Origin of the sequence: Aeromonas sp. 602396, from assembly GCF_049173735.1 — a bacterium.
In the GTDB taxonomy this organism is placed as follows: domain Bacteria; phylum Pseudomonadota; class Gammaproteobacteria; order Enterobacterales; family Aeromonadaceae; genus Aeromonas; species Aeromonas veronii_A.
The window spans coordinates 1-1352 of the sequence record NZ_JAAKSD010000029.1; the positions used below are offsets into that span (position 1 = coordinate 1).

Consider the following 1352-nt stretch of genomic DNA (forward strand, 5'->3'; position numbering starts at 1 on the left):
GAGGCGAACCGGGAGAACTGAAACATCTAAGTACCCCGAGGAAAAGAAATCAACCGAGATTCCCTCAGTAGCGGCGAGCGAACGGGGATTAGCCCTTAAGCATCTTGGAAGTTAGTGGAACGGTCCTGGAAAGGCCGGCGATACAGGGTGATAGCCCCGTACACGAAAACAACCTTGATGTGAAATCGAGTAGGGCGGGACACGTGACATCCTGTCTGAATATGGGGGGACCATCCTCCAAGGCTAAATACTCCTGACTGACCGATAGTGAACCAGTACCGTGAGGGAAAGGCGAAAAGAACCCCTGTGAGGGGAGTGAAATAGAACCTGAAACCGTGTACGTACAAGCAGTGGGAGCCCTTCGGGGTGACTGCGTACCTTTTGTATAATGGGTCAGCGACTTACATTTTGTAGCGAGGTTAACCGTATAGGGGAGCCGTAGGGAAACCGAGTCTTAACTGGGCGTCTAGTTGCAAGGTGTAGACCCGAAACCGGGTGATCTAGCCATGGGCAGGTTGAAGGTTGAGTAACATCAACTGGAGGACCGAACCCACTAACGTTGCAAAGTTAGGGGATGACCTGTGGCTGGGGGTGAAAGGCCAATCAAACTCGGAGATAGCTGGTTCTCCCCGAAAGCTATTTAGGTAGCGCCTCGGACGAATACTACTGGGGGTAGAGCACTGTTTGGGCTAGGGGGTCATCCCGACTTACCAACCCCATGCAAACTCCGAATACCAGTAAGTAATATCCGGGAGACACACGGCGGGTGCTAACGTCCGTCGTGAAGAGGGAAACAACCCAGACCGCCGGCTAAGGTCCCAAAGTTCTGGTTAAGTGGGAAACGATGTGGGAAGGCTCAGACAGCTAGGATGTTGGCTTAGAAGCAGCCATCATTTAAAGAAAGCGTAATAGCTCACTAGTCGAGTCGGCCTGCGCGGAAGATGTAACGGGGCTCAAACCAGGCACCGAAGCCGCGGATTCACACTTATGTGTGAGTGGTAGGGGAGCGTTCTGTAAGTCTGCGAAGGTGTATCGAGAGGTATGCTGGAGATATCAGAAGTGCGAATGCTGACGTAAGTAACGATAAAGGGGGTGAAAAGCCTCCTCGCCGGAAGACCAAGGGTTCCTGTCCAACGTTAATCGGGGCAGGGTGAGTCGACCCCTAAGGCGAGGCCGAAAGGCGTAGTCGATGGGAAGCAGGTTAATATTCCTGCACGACTTGTAATTGCGATGGGGGGACGGAGAAGGCTAGGTGGGCCAGGCGACGGTTGTCCTGGTGAAAGTGCGTAGGTGGTGTTTCTAGGCAAATCCGGAGACACAACACTGAGACACGAGACGAACGCACTACGGTG

The 1352-nt window shown here is 53.3% G+C and carries 1 rRNA gene; it reads left to right on the plus strand.

The features are described 5' to 3' along the window. Nucleotides 1-1352: ribosomal RNA gene (locus G5229_RS20530) — 23S ribosomal RNA — on the plus strand; the annotation flags it as partial.